This is a genomic window from Wolbachia endosymbiont of Ceratosolen solmsi, from assembly GCF_017869155.1.
GTDB lineage: Bacteria > Pseudomonadota > Alphaproteobacteria > Rickettsiales > Anaplasmataceae > Wolbachia > Wolbachia pipientis.
Window position 1 is genome coordinate 106,922 of record NZ_CP054598.1, and the last position, 18,167, is coordinate 125,088.

14 protein-coding genes, 1 tRNA gene and 1 pseudogene are annotated in these 18,167 nt (G+C 34.9%); 7 read left to right on the plus strand and 9 right to left on the minus strand.

Going from position 1 to position 18,167, the window contains the following annotated elements:
- Nucleotides 1–63: 63 nt before the first annotated feature.
- The 4 genes and pseudogenes from HUB95_RS00610 (at nt 64) to HUB95_RS00625 (ending at nt 4,525) form a co-directional block, all read left to right on the plus strand.
- The gene (locus HUB95_RS00610; RefSeq protein WP_179949600.1) at nt 64–1,293 is read left to right on the plus strand and encodes an MFS transporter; all 1,230 of its coding nucleotides are present in this window, start codon (nt 64–66) and stop codon (nt 1,291–1,293) included.
- Nucleotides 1,294–1,454: 161 nt separating this feature from the next.
- Nucleotides 1,455–2,647 (plus strand): annotated as a pseudogene (locus HUB95_RS00615) (MFS transporter).
- Nucleotides 2,648–2,687: 40 nt separating this feature from the next.
- Nucleotides 2,688–3,965 (plus strand): serine hydroxymethyltransferase, encoded by a 1,278-nt coding sequence (gene glyA, locus HUB95_RS00620; RefSeq protein ID WP_197907438.1) that lies wholly within the window; start codon nt 2,688–2,690, stop codon nt 3,963–3,965.
- A 419-nt stretch (nt 3,966–4,384) separates the two neighbouring features.
- Nucleotides 4,385–4,525, plus strand: a complete 141-nt coding sequence (locus HUB95_RS00625; protein WP_174517049.1) for a hypothetical protein — start codon at nt 4,385–4,387, stop codon at nt 4,523–4,525.
- Nucleotides 4,526–4,707: 182 nt separating this feature from the next.
- Here the strand turns inward: HUB95_RS00625 and HUB95_RS00630 are convergent, their stop codons facing one another.
- The 3 genes from HUB95_RS00630 to HUB95_RS00640 all read right to left on the minus strand — a co-directional run bounded on the left by HUB95_RS00630 (nt 4,708) and on the right by HUB95_RS00640 (nt 9,883).
- Nucleotides 4,708–5,817 (minus strand): collagen-like protein, encoded by a 1,110-nt coding sequence (locus tag HUB95_RS00630; protein WP_209452436.1) that lies wholly within the window; start codon nt 5,815–5,817, stop codon nt 4,708–4,710.
- 515 nt (nt 5,818–6,332) lie between these two features.
- On the minus strand, nt 6,333–6,488 hold the full coding sequence (locus HUB95_RS00635) for a hypothetical protein (protein ID WP_153296799.1): 156 nt from the start codon (nt 6,486–6,488) through the stop codon (nt 6,333–6,335).
- 17 nt (nt 6,489–6,505) lie between these two features.
- Complete coding sequence (locus HUB95_RS00640) at nt 6,506–9,883, minus strand: peptidase M2 (protein WP_174516957.1); 3,378 nt, start codon at nt 9,881–9,883, stop codon at nt 6,506–6,508.
- A gap of 251 nt (nt 9,884–10,134) precedes the next feature.
- On the opposite strand from HUB95_RS00640, the gene HUB95_RS00645 reads away from it, so the two are divergent.
- The 3 genes from HUB95_RS00645 (at nt 10,135) to HUB95_RS00655 (ending at nt 12,979) form a co-directional block, all read left to right on the plus strand.
- Nucleotides 10,135–10,207: transfer RNA gene (locus tag HUB95_RS00645), tRNA-Val, on the plus strand.
- A 26-nt stretch (nt 10,208–10,233) separates the two neighbouring features.
- Nucleotides 10,234–11,130 (plus strand): cation diffusion facilitator family transporter, encoded by an 897-nt coding sequence (locus HUB95_RS00650; RefSeq protein WP_015589346.1) that lies wholly within the window; start codon nt 10,234–10,236, stop codon nt 11,128–11,130.
- A 52-nt stretch (nt 11,131–11,182) separates the two neighbouring features.
- Nucleotides 11,183–12,979 carry a hypothetical protein gene (locus tag HUB95_RS00655; protein ID WP_015589347.1) on the plus strand — a complete coding sequence of 599 codons (1,797 nt, stop codon included), beginning with the start codon at nt 11,183–11,185 and terminating at the stop codon, nt 12,977–12,979.
- Here HUB95_RS00655 and plsY read toward each other — a convergent pair.
- The 6 genes from plsY to HUB95_RS00685 form a co-directional block, all read right to left on the minus strand.
- On the minus strand, nt 12,974–13,546 hold the full coding sequence (gene plsY / locus HUB95_RS00660; protein ID WP_015589348.1) for a glycerol-3-phosphate 1-O-acyltransferase PlsY: 573 nt from the start codon (nt 13,544–13,546) through the stop codon (nt 12,974–12,976). The genes HUB95_RS00655 and plsY overlap by 6 nt on opposite strands.
- Nucleotides 13,547–13,619: 73 nt before the next feature.
- Nucleotides 13,620–13,844 (minus strand): hypothetical protein, encoded by a 225-nt coding sequence (locus HUB95_RS00665; protein ID WP_209452546.1) that lies wholly within the window; start codon nt 13,842–13,844, stop codon nt 13,620–13,622.
- Between the two features lie 10 nt (nt 13,845–13,854).
- A complete protein-coding gene (locus HUB95_RS00670) occupies nt 13,855–15,321 on the minus strand; it encodes an alanine/glycine:cation symporter family protein (protein WP_015589349.1) in 1,467 nt (488 codons plus the stop codon).
- Nucleotides 15,322–15,323: 2 nt separating this feature from the next.
- Complete coding sequence (locus tag HUB95_RS00675; RefSeq protein WP_015589350.1) at nt 15,324–16,667, minus strand: alanine/glycine:cation symporter family protein; 1,344 nt, start codon at nt 16,665–16,667, stop codon at nt 15,324–15,326.
- A 22-nt stretch (nt 16,668–16,689) separates the two neighbouring features.
- Nucleotides 16,690–17,460, minus strand: coding sequence for a CDP-alcohol phosphatidyltransferase family protein (locus HUB95_RS00680; protein WP_015589351.1), 771 nt, complete (start codon nt 17,458–17,460; stop codon nt 16,690–16,692).
- A complete protein-coding gene (locus tag HUB95_RS00685) occupies nt 17,457–18,149 on the minus strand; it encodes a phosphatidylserine decarboxylase (RefSeq protein ID WP_007548750.1) in 693 nt (230 codons plus the stop codon). Before HUB95_RS00685 ends, HUB95_RS00680 begins: the two co-directional genes overlap by 4 nt.
- Between the last annotated feature and the right edge of the window lie 18 nt (nt 18,150–18,167).

Consider the following 18,167-nt stretch of genomic DNA (forward strand, 5'->3'; position numbering starts at 1 on the left):
TGATTAATATAGTATTGTTTTTTATAACTAAAGTATCTATAATCCTAAATTTAGCTGAGATTCATGTTGCAGAGGAATTTTTTAGTCTGGCTGTTGGCGTCACTGTTTTATGCATACCAATATATATTACGCGTAATTCCAAACATAATTGCGCCTGAATTGATAACAAAATTTAACATAAGTATTACAGATGTTGGCCAGTTTGGTGGGTTATACTATGTAGGCTATACGCTGGCTCACATACCTATTGGTCTTGCTCTTGACAAATTCGGGCCAAAATTTGTTTTGCCTATTTGTATTATCTTAACATTTACCGGAACATTACCACTTATATGCTTTGATGAGTGGTATTATTCAATACTTGGCAGAATAGTCGTTGGAATTGGGTCATCCGCTTCAGCAATTGGGCTTTTTAAAGTTGCAAGCATGTATTTTGCGCAAGAAAAATCAGCAAGAATGGCCAGCTTATCTATAATTATAGGAATTTTGGGAGGGATATGTGGCGGGTTACCTTTAGACTTCTTACTCGATAAATTTGGCTGGAATTATGTTATCTATACATTCTCAGCATTTGGGTGTTTACTTGCTCTGTTGCTGTTCTTAGTAACGCCTGAAAGCAATGCTCAACAGGAAAAAGTTAGCATTAGAGACTTAAAAAACATACTTTTCAACAAGCATATTATTCTAATTAGCTTTTTTGGTGGACTCATGGTCGGTCCAATGCAAGGTTTTGCCGATGGTTGGGTGAAAGCATTCTTTTTTGAAGTATATAAAATGAATGAAGACTTGGCATCTTCTCTCTCTTCCGTAATATTGATAGGAATGTTAATAGGATCATTCTCTTTGGCTTATTTATTGGAAAAATATAAAAATAAGCATTATGAAGTAATAATTGCATGCTCATTTGCAATGATCGCTAGTTTTCTTTTGCTTTTTACTCAGATTGGTGGCTTGTATGTTGTATTACCTACGCTTTTTATTATTGGCTTCACATCTGGATATCAGGTGGTTACCATTTACAAAGCGATAAGTTATGTAAATAATAACTTAGTAGGCCTGGCTACAGCTGTGTCAAACATGATAGTTATGGTTTTTGGCTATTTTTTTCACACTGGGATCGCAAAAATAGTAGATTTGTGTTGGGATAGAACAATAATACAAGGAAATCCTGTGTATGGTGCTGAATTGCTGATAAAAGCAACATCAGTTATTCCTGTATGTTTGCTGGTGGCTGTTTTTGGGCTCTTATGGTTAAAAAATAAAGATTTTAGAGAAGTTGATTGTAATAAGTAGATAATTTATCGAAGGCTTGTATGATAAAATCGTTAGATGTACTAATTTAAGGCTCTTGTTATTATGAAATATAATACTTTATTTTACTTTGATATTTTTGTTTTAATTGTAATTGGGTTTTATTAGGTGGTAGGTATGTCGAAAAGTAATTTTTTGTATGGTTGATAGTATCTCTTTCTATGCATACCAGTATGTGTTACGTGTCATGCCAAACATAATTGCGCCTGTATTAATAACAAAATTTAATATAAGCATTGCAGATTTAGGGCAATTTAATGGTCTCTACTATGTGGGATTTACACTAGTTCATATCCCTGTTGGTCTTTGTTTTGATAGATTCGGTCCAAAAATTGTTTTACCTATTTGTGCTGTCTTGGTGTCTATTGGAACATTACCTCTTGTGTGCTTTGATGAGTGGTATTATTCAGTATTAGGTAGAATAATTGTTGGGATTGGCTCGTCTGCGTCAGTAATAGGAGTATTTAAAGTTGCCAGTATGTATTTTCGCGAGAAAAATCAGCAAAATGGCAAGCATATCTGTTATTATAGGGCTATTAGGGGCAATATATGGTGGTCTACCAATAGAACTTTTGCTTGATGAGTTTGGTTGGAATTATGTAATTTATATTCTTTCAGGGTTTGGTTTCTTACTCGCTTTATCTTTATTTTTAGTTATTCCTTACAATGCTTACAACTTTCGAAAAGAAAAAATTAGCATGAAGGATCTAAAAACTGTGCTTTTCAATAAATATATCATTCTAATTAGTTTTTTTGGTGGCTTAATGGTAGGTCCACTAGAAGGTTTTGCTGATGCTTGGACAAAAGCTTTTTTATGTGAGGTATATCAAATGGCCGGTGATCTAGCGTCTTCAATTTCTTCTGTTATATATGTAGGATTTGCAGCTGGATTGCTCTCTTTTGCTCACATATTAGAAAAATATCCAAATAGACATTATGAAGTTATTATTGTCTGTTCCTTTGCAATGATTGCTAGTTTCCTTTTACTTTTTACACAGGCTGGCGGATTGTATATTGTATTGCCTGCACTTCTTGTTATAGGTTTCGCTTCTGGATATCAAATAGTAACACTGTACAAAGCATTAAGTTATGTAAATAATAACTTAATAGGATTAACTACAGCTGTGTCAAATATGATAGTCATGGTTTTTGGCTATTTTTTTCACACTGGGATCGCAAAAATAATAGATTTGTGTTGGGATAGGACAGTGATACAAGGAAATCCTGTGTATAGTGCTGAGAATTGCTGATAAAAGCAACATCTATTATTCCTGTATGTTTTCTGATAGCTGTTTTTGGGCTCTTATGGTTAAAAAAGCAGGATAAGCAGTCTTAAAATTGCTTGTGCATCTTAAAATTAAAGCGAGGTTTGATCTATGATGAGTGTTTTAAAAAAAATCTGTGGCTCTAAAAATAGTTTAAAGTCTTTTGATAACGAGGTTTATCAGTCTATAGAAAAAGAATTACAACGCCAAAAATCACAATTGCAATTAATTGCATCAGAAAATTTTGCAAGCAAAGCGGTAATGGAGGCACAAGGCTCTTTTCTGACTAATAAATACGCAGAAGGTTATCCAGGTAAAAGATATTACTGTGGTTGTGAGCATGTGGACAAAATTGAAAGTCTGGCTATAGAGAGACTTTGTAAGTTGTTTGGTGTAAAATTTGCAAACGTTCAACCTCACTCTGGTTCTCAGGCGAATCAAGCAGTGTTTGCTTCACTACTTGCTCCAGGTGATACGATACTTGGATTGTCACTGAATTGCGGTGGGCATCTAACTCATGGTGCGGCACCAAGCCTTTCTGGTAAATGGTTTAAGTCAGTTCAATATACAGTGAATAAAGACACTTACTTGCTGGATATGGATGAGATAGAAAAGCTGGTGCTGGAGCATAAACCGAAATTGATCATAGCTGGTGCTTCTGCTTATCCGAGAAAAATGGACTTCAAACGCTTTCGCGAAATTGCAGATAAAGTTGGTGCTTATTTGCTTGCAGACATTGCTCACTATGCAGGGCTTATTGCAGCGGGCGAATATCCATCCCCTGCTGAATATGCACATGTTATGACTTCCACAACTCACAAAACTTTGCGTGGTCCTCGTGGTGGAATAGTGATGACCAATGATGAAGCATTACACAAAAAAATTCAATCTGCAGTTTTTCCAGGATTGCAGGGCGGGCCACTTATGCATGTGATAGCTGCAAAAGCTGTTGCATTTAAAGAAGCATTAGCACCAGAGTTTAAGACTTATAGCAAGAAAGTCGTGGAAAATGCGAAAGTGCTGGCTCAAGAATTGCAAAAGCATGGACTTGACATTATAACCGGTGGCACTGACTCTCATATAGTGCTAGTTGACTTAAGATCGCAGAAATTAACTGGAAAAGACGTTGTAGATAGCCTTGAGAGAGCCGGTATTACCTGTAATAAAAACTCTGTACCATTTGATACAGCAAAGCCGACCATCACTTCAGGGCTCCGTTTTGGCACCGCTGCTGAGACAACACGCGGACTTGAGGCAGAAAATTTTAAAGAGATAGCTGGTCTAATAAATGAAGTAATTCAAGGATTAATCAGCGGAAATAGCTCAAGTGTCGAAAAAGCAGTAAAAGCTAAAGTTGAAAGGATTTGTAGTAATTTTCCTATTTATTAATTTATGTGGTGTCATCCAAGTAGCTGGTAGAAACGAAAAAACTTACTTGACACCCTTCGCCAGCCCTCTTATCATGAAACTGAAGGTATTCATTTATCTTCAATCTGTGCAGATTAAACGACAACAGTATTACGTAATTGGCGTCTTATTTTTAATTTTTTGCACTATGCGCACCCTACGTCTTCACAACATTTCTGGGTTTTTACCTATATAAGCTGAAACGCGCTTATAAAGCGTTTAAGACAGTATAGCACGCCAATTTGCAGGATTAGAGAGTGACAACTAGCTAATACGGGATTTCTTTTGCCTTTTTTCTGCTTAGTAAATTTCTTAAACATTTAAACTAAGATGAGTTGCATTTAAAAGCAGCTAAATTGCAGTGTTTAAGACTTAAAAAACGCCAATACTGAAAATAGACAATGACTAGGGCTTCTTTTGCCTTTTTTCGTTTGGTAAATTTCTTAATGTTTGTAGCTAACATGAACAAACATTTGAGAGTAACTTCTGCTAGTAGGGTGTCATCCCAGTGCCCAGACACTGGGATCCAGGAATTTTATTAAGTTGGTAAGCATAAAAGTAGCCGTTTTATGTTAAAATACAACATTTTAATGATTATGAAAAGGCTGGATTCCAGCGTCACGCGCTGGAATGACATTGTAGGGTGTTATCCGAGTCCTTTTTCCGTCATCAGAGGACCATATGACGTCATCCAAGTAGCGTGACTACTTGGATCTAAGCTGTATTACCAAGTCCAATTAAGTGCAGCATCATCACTTGTTGGAGGCTCAAAATACGGTTGTGACATTTCCTCTTGCGCAGCTCTTTTAAATTCTGGACTTTGTATGCTTATCTTTGTTACATGCTCTTGTAAGGCTTTCTCAGCAGCTATTTCAGCAGCTGTTGGACTTTTACCATCTGCTCCTGTCTCCCCTTTTAGCCCTTTACCTCCTAAGAACACCTTTGCTGTTTGATCATTTTTGTCACCATACGCTGTGTCAGTAGCATCAAGAAATCCTCCTAATTTATCTACTAAAATTGATTTGTCGCCGTCTTTTGCATCAAATATAGCATTCACGACATCTTTCGCTGCAGCTTTTGTTTTAAGCTCTGTAGCTTTAACAAAAGCAGTCTCTGCAGCAGTTTTAGTGTAAACTTCATCGGCTGGAGCAGCTTTAATATATACCTTATTTGTAAAATCAGGAGAAGCAGTTATAGCATCCACAACAGGCTGTTTTACTACTTCTGTTTTTAGCGTATCTGTAAGTCCTAAAGTTTTAACAAATGCATCATCAACACCTTTTTTGGTATAGATACCTTTATCATCAGCACCTTTTGCTAATTCTGGTATTAAAGCATCCACAACAGCTTTTTCTGCAACTTTTGTTCCAAGATCTGCAGATTTAAGAAACGTGTCATCAACACCTTTTTTAGTATAGATACCAGTATCATCATCACCTTTTGCTAATTCTGGTATTAAAGCATCCACAACAGCTTTTTTTGCAACTTTTGTTGCAAGATCTGCAGTTTTAACAAACGCAGTATCTGCATCATTTTTAGTGTATACTTTATCGGTAAAATCAGTAGAAGCAATTATAGCATCCACGACATCTTTTGCTGCAGCTTTTGTTTTAAGCTCTGTAGCTTTGACAAAAGCAGTATCTGCATCAGTTTTAGTGTAAACATCTGCAGTATTAGCTTTCTTTCTCAACTCATCATCCACACCTTTTTTAGTATATATACCTTTATCATTAGCACCTTTATTTAGTTCCACTATCAATTTTCCTAAAAAATTTTTGTTAGTTGCAAGGTTTTCTATTGTATCTATTGTACTCAATTTTTCACTCAACGCCATATCACCCTCCATTAATTACAAAAACCATAGCATGCATGAAAATAGTATAATTTTCGTTAATGTTAGATTTTACATAAGATTTCCTTGAAACTTGTTGTTTCAGAATTCTTCTCTTGTCATTCAAGTGTGTAGCAGATGATGTCATTCCAGTCTGGAATCCAGCCTTTATTATGCAGCCACTTATTTAAAGTTAAGTTTTCTGGATCCCAGTGGGCTTTGTTGCATCGCTAGCTATGATGGATTAAAGATAAAAAAAGATAGGGAATATCAGTAGCTTATTATTCTGGTATTTATAACAAGAACGGTCAGTGAATACCTAAATTTGAGTAAAAGAAATTTCACTACCACTCACTAATCTGGCTAAAATTCAAGAATTTCAATGCTTTAGCTATTTTCAATAGAATTAAATTTATTAATATAAATAACAAATTACTATTCTTAAATTTGATCAGATTGATTGCAAAAAAACAAAGATTTTCAATAGGTTGCTTATAATCCTAACTATAGTTAGCCTTTCATAAGTAGCGATGCAACAAAGCCATCCCAGTGTCTGGGCACTGGGATGACACCGAAGGGGCTACTCGGATGACAAACCCTGTCATTCCAGGGCGTGACGCTGGTTTCCATCCAAGACGGCAGTGCTTGACACTGGAATGACAAGAAGAGGGCACTGCCCTCCTTGTATGTATTAGATATAGGCCGAGTTGTGGTCGTGATAAATGTGATCGCTTGCGCAATCGAACATTTTCACAAAACCATTCTCTAGATAAAGATTATATTCGTGATGTTGATCTGATAATACAATATTATCTTGCTCCTCTGAATTGAAATGACTTGAATCTGACAGCAATTCGTAATTTGGATTATCTATTTTACTAATGCTGCTTATTACTTTGCCATTACCACTTGATATAGCTAAACTATAACTATCACCATCCTTCATTATCTTGATGGACACCTTATCTTCAGGTAACACTATAAGCTTTTTCGTATCACTATCGTGGATTACGAATTTGCCTTTTTCAAAATAGTATTTGTCTTCCGGCAAAGCACCAACCTTGTATTCTGATGTGTGCAGTTTGTTCCAAAAATCTAACACAGATTGCTTTTCTGCTCCTTCCGCTCTATCATATAAGGCTTTTACATCATTATAATCTATCGTTACATTTGCCTTATGTTTCCCTTCTGAGTCCTGCTCGTAGCTCTTTTCTATTTTGAGAATTGTGTCTTTTAATACTACCTGTTCTTGCTCTTTCTCCTCCACTGAAGCTGACCTTTTTGCCCTTGTTGGAATTTGTGGCTGGTCAGACTGCATTTCACTATTGTCGTTTGATGCAGTTTTCTCTTCAGCAGCTTGTGCAACAACATTAGTAGTACTATGAACTTCTGTCTTAGTTTCACTTACTTGCCCTTTTGGACTTTCGGTTTTTGTATATATTCTCTGATAGTCCGTGTAGCCTCTATTAGTATCACCGATATCACCACTACCTTGATCGAAAGTTATTTTTTTACTTCCATTTCCCATATCCTCAATTTCAACTTGAGGAGAAACAGATGCTAGGAAATCGTTATAACTGTAGTTGTAGTCAGCAGAAAAGAATATTTTACCTTTGAAGTTATGGAAGTTATTAGATAACATTCCAATTTCTTCGTCGCCATCAAACAATTTTACTTTAGTGAAATATGTTTGATCTTTTATTCTAACTATTTCACCGCTAGAGTTTCTTTGTATGTGGTAATCATTTGGGTCGTACTTTATAGCAAAAAGTTTGCCAGAGCCATATTTCTCTAAGTTTATAAGGCCCACATTTACATGTTTATGGGAATAATCTCTCTTTTCATATTCATGTGCAAATATTGGATCTATGTATCTATATTCATCTGATATATTTGGCATACCTATTGGATGTTCATTACCATCTTTTGTCACCGGAACAAGCTTATATGCTCCGTCTTTTTCCACTAATTTTAGATGAGTAATACTTTGTGGTAGTTGAAACCTTACATTTGCTCCATGGTCATGAATAAATAGATCACCTTTCTCGGTAATATAAAAGCCCATATTTTTAAATTCATGTAAGCGCTCGTCTCCTTGCTTTACGACAGCTTCATATACATCATCGTCTGTCCTATCTGTTCCCTTATTATCCAGTAATTTTCCTTTTTCCACGATTACTCCATTTGCCTTTTGCTCATCAGAATATTGTGCATGTTCTGAATCCTGATGATTCAAAATTTTGGTACCTCTAAGAAGCAGAGAATCTAAATCTTTTTGGATGTGTCCAGTGCTAGGATGCAACAATTCATTTTCATGTAAATGCGCTTCATCAAAGTATTCATCGCGTTCAACTGTTCTGCCATCTATTAGGGAAGCTTTATAATGACCATTTTCTTTTGTAACTGCCATGTAAGCACCGCCTTCGTATGAAACATTTAAGTTGTGTAATATATCCTCAAAAACGAAAGTTTCTTTAGTTTGGCCTTCAACTTGCTTAAAAAATCCTGATTCGCTCAATAATTCTCCAAGCTTTGTATTTCCGTCATATATAGACAGTGCACCCATATCTCCTTGACCATGAGCTTGCATAGAAAAAATCTTACCTTCTTGTAGATCAATATGATTTGTACCTCTTATCAAGTTTGAATCGATATTGATCATCTCTTCTAACATCTTTTCTACATCGATGTTCTTAGTCGCTTTTACTTGTTCTAAGCCAGTGTTTATGGTTTCATCAAGTAAGGTACTTTTTAATTCCTCATATTTGGAGGGAATTGAATAATATTTGTCTGAATACTCTTCGTAAGAAATCTTCCCTTCGCTATATTCTTTATTTATCTTGGGATATTCCATTTGCCTCTGCTCATCCAGATTTTTTAATGCATCATCATAAGCTTTCTTTAAATTTTCATCATACTTTGATAGCATTCTAAAAGCCTGATTTTTATACTCTAGACTGTTTCGGTACTCATTACCTTGTTGGTCAGAGTAAGTTAGTTTATCTTGTCCATCGGAAGTTTTTACTACCTTGAGGAAATGATATTCCTTTGATATATCAAGTGTATCATTTGTTGCCCTATTTATAGCACGAGCAACATCATAAAATGCAACGTGTTCTACAGGAGAAAAACTTCCAACGTTTTCTCCATCCATTTTTTCTATATTTGCTTTATAGTAGGATACGTTTTTAATTTCTCCACCCACTATTTCTTGACCAGTTGCTATGAAATCTCCTTTTGTAACTTGCAAAGCGTTGAGATGTTCCATTGCAGTTTCTGTATCATTCTCAGCAAGCCAACTTTTGAAGTCAGTATCGTGTCCTTTTATGTCTTTCAAGAAACTTTTTGACTCATCTGAGTTACCTTGACGTAAAGCATCTAGGTAGTCTCTTAATAAACTAGGATCTTTTTCCTGTAAGTACATTATCAACGCATGACCTGTTTTATAAACTAGGCTATTTGCTTCGCTGTCCTTTGAGTATTCTAAACTTAAAATTTTATCTAAATCCAAATTTGCAGCTTCGGTCTTGTCAATACTTGATCCTTGAGAATTGAATTTATGATCTGAATGATGCTCAAAGTAATCTGCAATTCCTTCCATTAATACTGTAGGTAAAGATTTGCCTCCTGTAGCCAAGTAAGTTAAACCATGTGCAAATTCATGCTGAAGATTATGAACGCCACCTTGCTGGTAGACGTACATTTCAGCAAAAACATCAGCTTTCCCTTTGTAGTAACATTTACCACCTTCGTCTCCAAGGTAAGAACCGAAACGCTCGCTTCCACCAAGGTGAGTGTAATCATCCTTGTCATCAAACATGTAAATTTTAAATGTTTGTTCTGAACTGCCGCGTTCTAACTTGAATGTATCTTTAAAACTAGTAGCTGTTTCTCTTATCTCACTTTCAATGTTAGCAACTTTACTTGCTCTTAAATTGTGAGAATAAACCTCTACTTTAATATTTAAATCTTCAACTTCTATAACATGTGGCGAATTAAACCCTTTGCCGTTATTGTTGAAGTATTCTTCTTTAGTTATATTTTTATTTACTTGTTGATTGATTGCCATGATTCTAACCTATAATTTATTAACTCTTCAAATATCAAGCATAAAGTAATTTCCCTAAAAAAAACGTAAATTCCTGTATTAATATAATTTATATCTTAATAAATAAAGTATAGATAGTTAACTTAATATGTAAAATTTAGAATATGGCTGAAATTCTATACAGCTATATTTCGGAATCACATTGGACAAGGACAAAAGCAAAGTGGTTTATTGACTTTCATTCCACCAAAGCACTATACTAAAACCACGATGGGTAATTAGCTCAGTTGGTAGAGCACTTGCTTGACGTGCAAGCGGTCGCTGGTTCGAACCCAGTGTTACCCACGTTTTTGTTCATGAAAAGATTTTATATGACAGCAGTGCATAACGGTAAACACTCAGCAGCGCAGTCCAAGCGCTTAATCTATTCCATAATAATAGTTGCGATAACAATGTTTATGGAAATAGTAGGTGGAATAATTTCACATTCGCTTGCTCTATTATCAGATGCAGGGCATATGCTCACTGACCTCTTCGCCTTGGTTTTAAGCTGGTTAGCACATAGGTTTTCAGCTAAGAAATCCGATTTGCAGAGATCATACGGGTATCATCGGTTGCAGATAATTGCAGCATTTGTTAATGGTTTAACTCTATTCCTCATTGCAGTAATCATTATAATTGAGTCAATAAAAAGGTTTATTTTTCCAGTCAATGTTGAGTGGAAAGTAATGTTAATAATTGCTACACTTGGCCTGATCTCTAATATCATAGTCTTTTTTATATTACATAGTAAATGCGAGAGCAATATAAACATAAAAAGTGCTGTACTACACGTTATAGGAGATATCTTAGGTTCTGTAGCTGCTATACTTGCATCCATAATTATCATGCTTACTGGATGGCAAATAGTAGATCCAATCTTATCAGTATTTGTTAGTGTGATAATTCTAAATAGTGGCTACAAAATTCTAAAGAATTCTTGCCATATACTCCTTGAAGGTACACCTGAGGGTATATCTGCTGAAGAGATAAAAAGTAAGATCACATCAGAATTACCTGAAGTGATAGATGTGCACCACATACATACATGGTCGCTGTCTGATAATTATTTTATAATTACCATGCATGCTAAAATAAAGCAAAATGTGCAGCACACCAATGTTTTATATGAAATAAAAAAAATATTGCTAGATAAGTTCGAAATAGCACACTCTACAGTTGAAATCGAGTATGATGAATGTGCGGATAATAAGATACTTAAACATTGACGTTTTAAATTATTATGCTATTACTAAAGTGTAATGATGTTGAAGGTAAGCTATGATAGGTATTTCTCAAATACAATTTCCTTCAAAGGAATCTAGCAGGCTAAAGTTTGTTAGTTATTTTGCAACTTTTGTTTCTTTAAGCATTATCACTAATCCCGTTAATGTTCTTTTTTCTCTTGGTACTATATTCTTCAGGTCTGAAATTAAAACTCTTTATATCTACAAAGAAATAAAAACGGCAAAACAGCAAAAGATGAGCAAAAGGGAATATTGGGAAATATTTTTTAAGAACAATACAATCAAGGTAGCAGCCTTCCTCTTGTTTTCTGCTTTTATAACATATCTAACTTTCACTACCACTTTTTTGCTTATTTCGTTACTGGGAACTATACCACTTACAATGCTATTGGTTTTATTGCAGAGTGAACTGAGACCAAAAGATTTTAACCCATTTACGCTGCTTAAAGCTTCTATAAATTTCTTTTTGGAGGGTATAAAAGAGAATTTACGTGGTATGGTTAATAGTTTTGATGTTAAGCTTGAACATTTACTGCCCCATCAATTAAATGATGATATCATTAAAAATATTGATAAATTAAAAGATAAGTATGGTGAAAAAGTATCCGAAGACGTTATTAATGATAGAGAATTTAAGCAATTTATTGAATATATAAATGATTTAAATGAACTTAATTATCGTCAATTTAGTGATGAGGATAAAGGAAGAGTAATTACATTTTTAAATGACTTTTGCAAAGATGATCAAAAGCATAGCTCCGGCTTTACAGGTGGACAGATTTTACTTTTAGTTCTGAAAGCCTGCAATGATGGAGACAGAGAAGCTGTAAAAAATAAAAAAGACGCGTTAATTACAAATTTGCTTGATAGCCAAACTTTCTCTAGAAAAGAGCGAATCCCTAACACCTGTTTTACCGGTATTGTCTACAGAATGTTAAGCACACTAGAGGGTATTCATCCTGATCCAGAAATTAGATTTACTGCTCCGCAGCAAATATCAATTTCAGAGGCAAAAAATGAAGCACGTAAGTTCATGTTAGACAGGTTAAAAAACAAAAAAAACAGTAAAGAAATTCTTAAGGCTTGGTACAAAGCTCAGAATGACCCTAACGATGAAAGTCAGAAGATAGTTGATAATTTTATTTCAGAAGTAAGTATTCCTTTAATGAGAAAATTATTGAGTTTCACTTCTCAATATAGTGAACAAATTGTGCTGATGTTAATGAAAGATATTAGTTCTATAAAGTTAGTAGAATTCTTGGATGAGCGCTTATCTTTTTATATTGCACAAGAAACAAACACAAGATGTTGTGCTGATATAAAAGAAAAAGTTTTTCTAGAGCTTTTAAACCAAAATTTACTCAAGACAGATTTTTCTCTCAAGGATTCATCTGTGGATGAAGCTAAAAGAATAGCTAGCAAAATAATAATAGGAGAAGTCGAGAAATTTAGGTCAGAAGCTGTTGAAAAGGCTAGGAAAGTTAACCCTATAGAAGTTCAAGTAGATGCTACATTGCAAAATCTGTCAGCCTTGCCACGAGAAAAGAAGTGTTGCATTGCGTATAGCAGACTAAGTAGCCAGTATAAAGGTGATGAAAGAGAGATAATGGAGAACATCTTACTAAAAAAATTAGAGATAACGAAAAAAGAAATGAATAAGATGCTAGAAGAGAATGATATACGTAAGCTAAAATTAGCACTTGATGATGCATGTAAGAAAAGTGGAAAAAGCATGGAAGAAATGATAAAAGAAGTAGAGGAAGTAGTCTCAAGTCGTTTCTCGCATGAAGTATCTGTTAGTAATATAGCAGCAGAGTCAGCATGCTTATAAAAATTTATTTTCCTTACCTTGCAGAAGATTCACAATATTTCTGTGGTGCTTTAAGAAAACTAGTGCTCCTATAATTAGTAATGTTAAGAACAAATTCCTCTGAAAAAAAAAGGACCATGCTACAGCCGTTGAAGTAGCACTGAGTGAAGCAAGGGAAGAGTATCTAAAGGCAAGAAAGACTATTATCCAAATTATTACGAATACTAAAGTAATATCAATGTTAAATGCTATCAGTATCCCTAGAGTGGTTGCAACGCCCTTTCCTCCACTGAATTTTAGCCATACAGGAAACATGTGTCCTAAAACTGCTAAAATTGCAGATATGTATATACAAAGATTATCATCAAAAAATTGTTGTGCTATATAAACGGCAATAAATCCCTTAAAGGAATCCAGAAGTAATGCCAAAGCAGCAAGAAATTTATTTCCTGTTCTTGCAACGTTTGTAGCACCAATATTACCTGAACCTATTTCTCTTAAGTTTATCCCTTTTATTCTTGTAATGATTAAGCTAAACGGTATTGAACCGAGTATGTAGGATAGTATAAGGATTACGTACCTCTCCATCATATCCACAGTTGTTGTAATTTGAAGGCAATTTGTTGCCTTGAACGACGTCGTTCCAGCGTTTCTTTTCGTATCATCTGAGTACCAGAAGGGTGTCATTCCAGTGCTTGACACTGGAATCCAGATATAAAAGTATTTGCAAATTATGCAGTTGACAACGGATTCTAGGAGCATATCTTAAAAATAATGTCCATGATGAAATAGACTGGATCCCAGTGTCACGCACTGGGATGACAAGAGAGAGTTCTGAGGTAACAAGAAGATGGTACTGAAATGACATCTGTTGTTGTACCTTCATATGCCAAAATTTAATTAATTTTATTATTCCTCAGCCTTTTTAGGTAGCACTGAACTTCATCGTTAATCTGATTGCTAAACAGTATAAGAGCTGTCATGTTGATCAAAGCTAAACAAGAGAACAAAGTTCCACCGATATTGGCAATAGCCATTATATCTTTAGAAAGGCCAGAGAAAAACGCCACAATTATTACCGCTATGCGGTATATCACTATACTTTTTGCACCGAATAAATATAGCCACCCCATTTCACAACAATATACAAATGAAATTACCGAAGAAAATGCAAACAAAGGAGCAGCTACTGTTAGAAGGATAGGAAACCATGGAGAAACTGTCTCAAATGCCTTTTGAGTAATTAATATTCCCTCACCAACACCTGTTTGGTATGCACCTGTTATTACTATCGTTATTCCAGTTAAACAGCAAATGAGCATTGTATCAAAACACGGCTCTATCATTGCAACAAGCCCTGTTCTTACTGGTTCTTCATCTTTAGTTGTTGCATGAGTAATTGAAGCAGAACCAACACCCGCTTCGCTGGCAAAGATTGCCCTTTGAATTCCAGCAACAAATGCTCCTACCATCCCTCCGCCAACAGCATTGAAATCTATCATAGTGGAAAATAATATTTTCAACGTATAACCAAGGTTATGAATATTAAATGCAATAATAATAATACAACTAAAGATATATATAAGTGACATAATAGGCACTAGTGCAGAAGATACTCTAGCTATCCTTTTAATTCCACCAATAATCACTAGAGCAAGCAGCGCAGAGATTATGGAAGAAAGAAACCAAGAGTGACCATCTACCCAACTTGAATAGCCAGATAATATGGAAACCATTTGGTTGGTTTGAAACGCTACACTTCCACCAAGACCTGATAATACAAAGAATACTGCATACATGGCAGCCAGCACAATACCAAGTTTTTTAAATCCAAATTCCTCCAGACCATTCCTTATATACTGAAAGGGACCACTAAACAATTGGTCCTGATCTTCTGTTCTATGTCTAAACGCCAACGTTACCTCAGCAAATTTTGCTGACATACCAAAAAAACCTGTAATCATCATCCAAGGCACCGCTCCTGGCCCTCCCATTGAAACTGCAATTGCGACTCCAGCAACAGTTCCAAGGCCTACTGTGCTTGAAAGTGCAGTCATAAATGCCTGAAAATGCGTAATATGACCATCATGGTGATTCGTGTCATATTTTCCACATAAAATAGCAAATGCATGCTTAAACATTCTTATGTTGAGAAATCCAAAACGTAATGTTAGAAACACATAACCAAAAACTAGTAGAAGGATTATAAATGGCACGTAAAGGATCTTGAAAAACAGCACTTCATTCATGAAGTTATTTATTCCATTCAACACAGCGTCATAACTTTCGTAAAAACCTGAAGCAGCATGCGCATCATTAAACAATAGACAAAATAACACCATACAAAGTAATCTATAAGTCATGTTTAATACCTTTTAGAATTGTAATAGGAATCTATTGTACTCAAGACTTCCCTTCTCAGTAGATATATTGCAACAGCATTTGGAATCATAAGGCACATAAACAAACTGTCACCTAGATAAGATATAAATTCTATATTCTTTGACATACAACTGATATACACTGAAACCACTATAAGAATTTGGAACGGTATCAGTATTTTTTTACTACCAAATAAATACAGCAAAGCAACTTCACAGTAGTAACAATAAGCTATTATTGTGGAAAATGCAAAGGAAAACATCATTAGCGGAAAAACTAACTTGCTGAACAAGGGCAAAGCTGTTGAAAATATCGAACTAATTAGTGTAATATCACCCACGTTATCAGTGCTATGCATACCAGTGATAATTATCACAATACCAGTCAAAAATGAGATTAATATTGTGTCTATAAGTGGTGCAATCATTGCAACGCACCCAACTTTAATTGGATCTTCTTCTTTTACAGCTGAATGTGCTATAGCTGCTGTTCCGGTACCTGCTTCGTTAGCAAACACTGATCTTCTCACTCCGGCTATTAATCCGCTCAATACTCCGCTTCCTATAGCTGATTTATTGAAGATATCTTGGAATATTATGGATAGAGCATTCAGCAAATTACTTCCGTTTACATAAATTAAATATATACACATACCCACATATAGCACTATCATAATTGGTGCTAAGCTCGTTGAAACGAAAGCAATGCGCTTTATTCCTCCCAATATTACAATAAAGACAAGCAGGGATATAATAATGGATGCGTTGTATTCTAGGAGGTTATTTGATAGTGCTGCTATTTGATTTGCTTGAAATGGTATACCGCCCAAAATCATTGCAATAAGTAGCATAATCGCATAAGTGAAGGCAAGAAATCTACCAGTTTTTGCAAATCCAATTTTTGCAAGCCCGTACTTCATGTAATAAAAAGCCCCGCCAGTTGTATTTTCAGAGCGATAAGTAAATGCAAGCACCACCTCGGCAAACTTTATCGACATACCAAGTATTCCGGTAATTACCATCCAAAAAACTGCACTTGGGCCCCCTATTGTGATAGCTATTGCAACTCCTGATATTGTTCCAAGACCAACTGTTCCTGAAATTACTGTTGCAAACGCTTGAATATGAGTGATTATGCCATTGTTGCTGTTATTACACTTTAGATTGAATAGCGTCTGTATTCCATATTTAAGTAACCTAAAGTTAATGAATTTGAACTGGGCAGTACAAAAGATTCCAGTTGCAATTACCCAAATAATTATAAATGGAATGTTGAATATCTTTATATACAGAAATGAATTTAATAGTTCACTTATCTTCAAAATCATGCAGTTTTCTATTTTTTGTTAGCTAACGAGTTTTATATGTAAAATATATGTAAAACCCGATGCTTATTGGAATGGTAAGTGTATACACTATACCTAAAATTGGTAGAGTCATCCAGGGCTTACTGATGAAAAATACAATAAGTACTCCAAAAAATGACACAAATATATAGGATAGGCTTTTGGGAATATAAATATATTTTGCAGAGAAAGTTGGAATGTGACTTATCGAAAAAAATGAAATGGCCAGAAAGTAACAAGCTACGTTTCTTGTGTTAAAAAATCGCTCTATGAGAAGTAAGTATTCACTCTCATGAGATTGAAAGGTAATAATTATTGGTAACAAAGAAAGTAAAGCACACACTGGAGCTGGAACACCAGAAAAGAAAAATTTTTCCCAGTATGGTTGTTCTGAGTGTAGCGAAACATTAAATCTTGCAAGTCTTATTGATATGCAGATTACGTATATCATTACTAAAATCCAACCTATGACTTTGATTTCGTTTAGCTTCCAAAAATACAAAAGAAATGCAGGCGCTGCACCAAAATTTAGAAAATCTGCAAAAGAATCAAGCTGGGCTCCAAAATCGCTAGTTGATTTTAGAATTCTAGCTATTCTGCCATCCATTCCATCTATTATTGCTGCAATGATGATAAAAATTACTGAGAATTCCCATTGTTCATTAAATGTAAATTTAAGTGAAGTGAGACCAGAACATAAACCCAATAAAGTTATAAAGTTTGGGAATAATTTAGTAATAGGTAAGAATCTACTGTTACTTCCATCGTTATTCATATAACGTCAAAAGTAAGCTTCTCTTGAACGTTTTCCTTATTTAAGTTTGCTATAATTGTTTCACCACCAATAACAGTTTGCCCTTCTGAAACTCTGACTTCTGTATCAGCAGGAACATAGATATTCACTCTACTGCCAAACCTTATAATTCCAAACCTTTCACCTGCTTTTACGTTCTGGGATATTCCTAAATTACAAACGATACGACGTGCAATTAATCCAGCTATTTGCTCCACAATAATTTCTTTCCCCTTTTCGTATTCAATTACAATAACCTGCTTTTCATTTTCATTACTAGACCTATTGCTCATTGCGGATACAAACTTGCCTTTTTTATAACTCATTTCCTTTATCGTACCAGATATTGGTATACGGTTCACATGGACGTTCAAAACACTTAAAAATATGCTAACAAGCGTAAACTTCTTCTCCTCTCCGTTTTCTGCTGATAAAGGATAATTAACTTCTTCAATTTTTGAAATCACACCATCAGCAGGACTTAATATAAGATTCTTATTGTTTGGCACAGCTCTTGCTGGATCACGAAAGAAATAAGTACACAATAATGTCGGAAACAAGCACGTAACGCCAAACCCCCAAGATATAGAGAATGCTATACACGTTACTATAAAGGAAACTACTATAAATGAATAACCTTCCCTGTTTATATTAGGTAAACCAAAACACATAATCTTATTAACAATAAC

Coding starts and splice junctions, on each gene's coding strand:
- HUB95_RS00640 (WP_174516957.1), bottom strand. CDS start 9,883: ATGGCAATCAATCAACAAGTAAATAAAAATATAACTAAAGAAGAATAC.
- HUB95_RS00625 (WP_174517049.1), top strand. CDS start 4,385: ATGACTAGGGCTTCTTTTGCCTTTTTTCGTTTGGTAAATTTCTTAATG.
- HUB95_RS00650 (WP_015589346.1), top strand. CDS start 10,234: ATGACAGCAGTGCATAACGGTAAACACTCAGCAGCGCAGTCCAAGCGC.
- HUB95_RS00685 (WP_007548750.1), bottom strand. CDS start 18,149: ATGTGTTTTGGTTTACCTAATATAAACAGGGAAGGTTATTCATTTATA.
- plsY (WP_015589348.1), bottom strand. CDS start 13,546: ATGGAGAGGTACGTAATCCTTATACTATCCTACATACTCGGTTCAATA.
- HUB95_RS00675 (WP_015589350.1), bottom strand. CDS start 16,667: ATGATTTTGAAGATAAGTGAACTATTAAATTCATTTCTGTATATAAAG.
- HUB95_RS00655 (WP_015589347.1), top strand. CDS start 11,183: ATGATAGGTATTTCTCAAATACAATTTCCTTCAAAGGAATCTAGCAGG.
- HUB95_RS00670 (WP_015589349.1), bottom strand. CDS start 15,321: ATGACTTATAGATTACTTTGTATGGTGTTATTTTGTCTATTGTTTAAT.
- HUB95_RS00680 (WP_015589351.1), bottom strand. CDS start 17,460: ATGAATAACGATGGAAGTAACAGTAGATTCTTACCTATTACTAAATTA.
- HUB95_RS00630 (WP_209452436.1), bottom strand. CDS start 5,817: ATGGCGTTGAGTGAAAAATTGAGTACAATAGATACAATAGAAAACCTT.
- HUB95_RS00665 (WP_209452546.1), bottom strand. CDS start 13,844: ATGAAGGTACAACAACAGATGTCATTTCAGTACCATCTTCTTGTTACC.
- HUB95_RS00610 (WP_179949600.1), top strand. CDS start 64: ATGTTGCAGAGGAATTTTTTAGTCTGGCTGTTGGCGTCACTGTTTTAT.
- glyA (WP_197907438.1), top strand. CDS start 2,688: ATGATGAGTGTTTTAAAAAAAATCTGTGGCTCTAAAAATAGTTTAAAG.